At 64.4% G+C, this 2,650-nt stretch carries 4 protein-coding genes; all 4 read right to left on the bottom strand.

Features of this window, described 5'->3' with window-relative positions; translation table 11 throughout:
- A partial coding sequence (locus ACZYOF_RS43325) for a VirB4 family type IV secretion/conjugal transfer ATPase (protein ID WP_463719539.1) occupies positions 1 to 952 on the bottom strand: 952 nt, incomplete at its 3' end.
- Positions 953 to 961: 9 nt separating this feature from the next.
- Entirely contained in the window at positions 962 to 1,261 is a 300-nt protein-coding gene (locus ACZYOF_RS43320) for a conjugal transfer protein TrbD (protein ID WP_463719538.1), read from the bottom strand.
- The gene (locus tag ACZYOF_RS43315; RefSeq protein WP_463719541.1) at positions 1,254 to 1,577 is read right to left on the bottom strand and encodes a TrbC/VirB2 family protein; all 324 of its coding nucleotides are present in this window, start codon (positions 1,575 to 1,577) and stop codon (positions 1,254 to 1,256) included. Before ACZYOF_RS43315 ends, ACZYOF_RS43320 begins: the two co-directional genes overlap by 8 nt.
- 46 nt (positions 1,578 to 1,623) lie before the next feature.
- On the bottom strand, positions 1,624 to 2,592 hold the full coding sequence (gene trbB / locus ACZYOF_RS43310) for a P-type conjugative transfer ATPase TrbB (protein ID WP_463719540.1): 969 nt from the start codon (positions 2,590 to 2,592) through the stop codon (positions 1,624 to 1,626).
- Positions 2,593 to 2,650: the final 58 nt, after the last annotated feature.

The raw sequence follows: 2,650 nt of genomic DNA, 5'->3' as shown, positions 1-2,650 counted from the left end.
GATCGATCGAGCGGCTTTGCGTCTGGAACAGCTGGTCGATGAAGGGGCGGACCTTCTGCTGCCACTTCTTTCGGGTGCGCTCGAGCTTCTGCCGCGCGTCCTGGTCGTCGAGGAACATGAAGCGCGACGACCAGCGGTAGGTTAGCGGCATCAGATCGAGGGAATTGAGGATTCCCGGCCAGCTCTCGGCTGGAAAGCCGTCGATCGCCACGACGCCGAGAAAGCGGTTCTCGACCATCGGCGACAGGCCGTGCTGGAGCTCGGCCGTAGCCAGCCAGTCGAGATACATCGGGATGTCCGGCAGGCGGATCGGGTGATTCTCGCCGGTGATGCAGAAGCGGATGAACTGGAACAGTTCATCGTAGCGCGCTATGCGCGTGCCATCGCGCTCCTCAATCTCGCGCGTTTCCATGCGCCGGATGGACAGAACGCTGGCGAGATACTGTTCGACCTCACGGATCGAGGTGCGGAAGCTCTCGATTGCCGTATCAGCATAGGAGGCCGATCGGCTCTCGGCATCGGAATAGATGTAGCGCGCGAGACCCGCGCGGCGACGCTCGGGCGGCCGCCAGGACAGGATGATCGCGTGGCGGCTCTCGAAATGTCCGCTCTCCTGCTCGAAGTGGTTGCGGCGTTCGTCGTCGATCGCCCGCGTCACCGGATCGGGAAAATGGCAGTCCTGCCGCGCCGGATAATCCGTGGTCGGCACCCGCACCGCCTCGACCTGGATCATCCAGCCGGAGCCGAGGCGCGCCAGGATGGTGTTGATCTGGCGCGAGACCTCGTTGCGCTCAGCGTCGGTCGAGCTCTCCGAGTCCGGCCCGGCAAAATACCAGCCCGCCATCAGCGAGCCGTCCTTCAACAGCACGATCCCGTTCGCGACGAGCCCGGCATATGGCACGAGATCGGCGAAGGACGGGCCAGAGTGACGGAAGGAGCGCAGCGCGACCATGAGCGGACCTCAGTATCGACGCCAGGGCGTCGAGGTCGCCCGGTAGTGAGGCCGATAGGAGATGTGACGGGCATAGACCCGGCGCATCATCGGGTCGGCCTTCGCCATCATCCGAAGCGCCGCGACGACAACGATCCAGATCGCCGCGCCGAGGATTGCGGCGTACCAGGTGAGCACGACGAAGATCAGGATGACGGCGGCAAGGCCAGTTAGCAGCACGAGCTCGCGGTCTGCGCCGAACAGCAGGCTCGGCCGCGACAGCGCGCGATGGATGCGATTGCGTCGAAGATTGGCGCCGACCTCAGCCATGACCGAGATCCCCTGCCCTTCTGCCAATGGGCATCGTGGGCGCGACGTCGCCGATCGACGCGCCGCTTGCGCCGAATAGAGCGACGATCTGCGTGGCGCCGAGGAGAATGCCGGCGACCAGCACGACATACATGAGGCGTCGCGCGAAATCGTTGAGCTCGCCGCCGAAGATCAACATGCCGCCGGCAACCGCAACGGCCGCAAGGGCAATGAAGCCAGCCACGGGCCCCGTGATCGATTGCTGGATCTGCTGAAGCGGGCTCTCCCAGGGAAGATTGCCGCCGCCGCTGGTCGACGCAAGAACTGGATCCAACATCACGAGTGCGAGCAGCAGGCTGCCGGCACCTACAATCATCATGCGGTTAAGCGACATGGCGCTCCTCCTTCCTGGCGTAGGGTTGGGTTTGGTACTGGCCCGCCGAAAAGCACTCGACATGGAGCACGTCGCGGACCTGGCGACCGCGATCCGTTCGTTCGATCGAGACGATCAGATCGACCGCCTCGCCGATGACCTCGCGCATGGGCTGTTGACTGACTTCGGCCGTGAGCTGCTCGAGACGGCGCAGCGCCGAAATTGCGCTATTGGCGTGGATAGTCGTGATGCCGCCGGGATGGCCGGTGTTCCAGGCCTTGAGCAGCGTGAGTGCCGCACCGTCGCGTACCTCCCCGACAATGATGCGATCGGGTCGCAACCGCATCGTACTCTTGAGCAGGCGCGCCATATCGATCGTGTCGCTCGTGTGAAGCGAGACGGCGTTCTCGGCGGCGCACTGGATCTCGGCCGTGTCTTCGAGAATGACAAGGCGGTGCTCAGGCGCGTGCGCGACTATCGCCGCGATCACGGCATTGGCGAGTGTGGTCTTACCCGAGCCCGTGCCGCCCGACACGACGATGTTCAGACGCGATCCGATGGCGTTGCGGATGACCGCGAGTTGGTCGGCCGTCATCACGCCCTGCGTCACGTAATCCTCGAGATCGAACAGACGCGAAGCCCGCTTTCGGATTGTGAATGTGGGGGCACCGACGACGGGCGGCAGCAAACCTTCGAAGCGATGACCGCCGATCGGCAGTTCCCCTGAAATGATCGGACGCTCGTCGTCGGCCTCCGATTGCAGCGCATGCGCGACACTGCCGATAACGATCTCGGCGGTCGCGGCAGGCAAGTTTCCGGCCGCTGCCATTCCGTGGCCGAGCCGTTCGATGAAAAGCCGGCCGTCTGGATTGAGCATCACTTCGACAACGGCCGGATCATCGAGCGCGGCGCAGATCTGGTCGCCAAGCGCGTCCTGGAGTTTGCGGACAAGCCGCGGATGCGAAGGAAGTTCGGTCATGGCAATCGCCCGCCATCGCTCACGCAGCGACGCGCTGAACGCGGCGCAGGTCGGACCG

Source organism: Bradyrhizobium sp. LeoA1Lang (assembly GCF_055413685.1).
Note: the sequence above shows the minus strand (reverse complement) of the source record. Positions and strands in the feature narration are given on the sequence as shown.

What these genes read in the sequence shown, in the direction of transcription:
- ACZYOF_RS43320 (WP_463719538.1), bottom strand. Translation starts at nt 1,261, where the DNA reads ATGGCTGAGGTCGGCGCCAATCTTCGACGCAATCGCATCCATCGCGCG.
- ACZYOF_RS43315 (WP_463719541.1), bottom strand. Translation starts at nt 1,577, where the DNA reads ATGTTGGATCCAGTTCTTGCGTCGACCAGCGGCGGCGGCAATCTTCCC.
- trbB (WP_463719540.1), bottom strand. Translation starts at nt 2,592, where the DNA reads ATGACCGAACTTCCTTCGCATCCGCGGCTTGTCCGCAAACTCCAGGAC.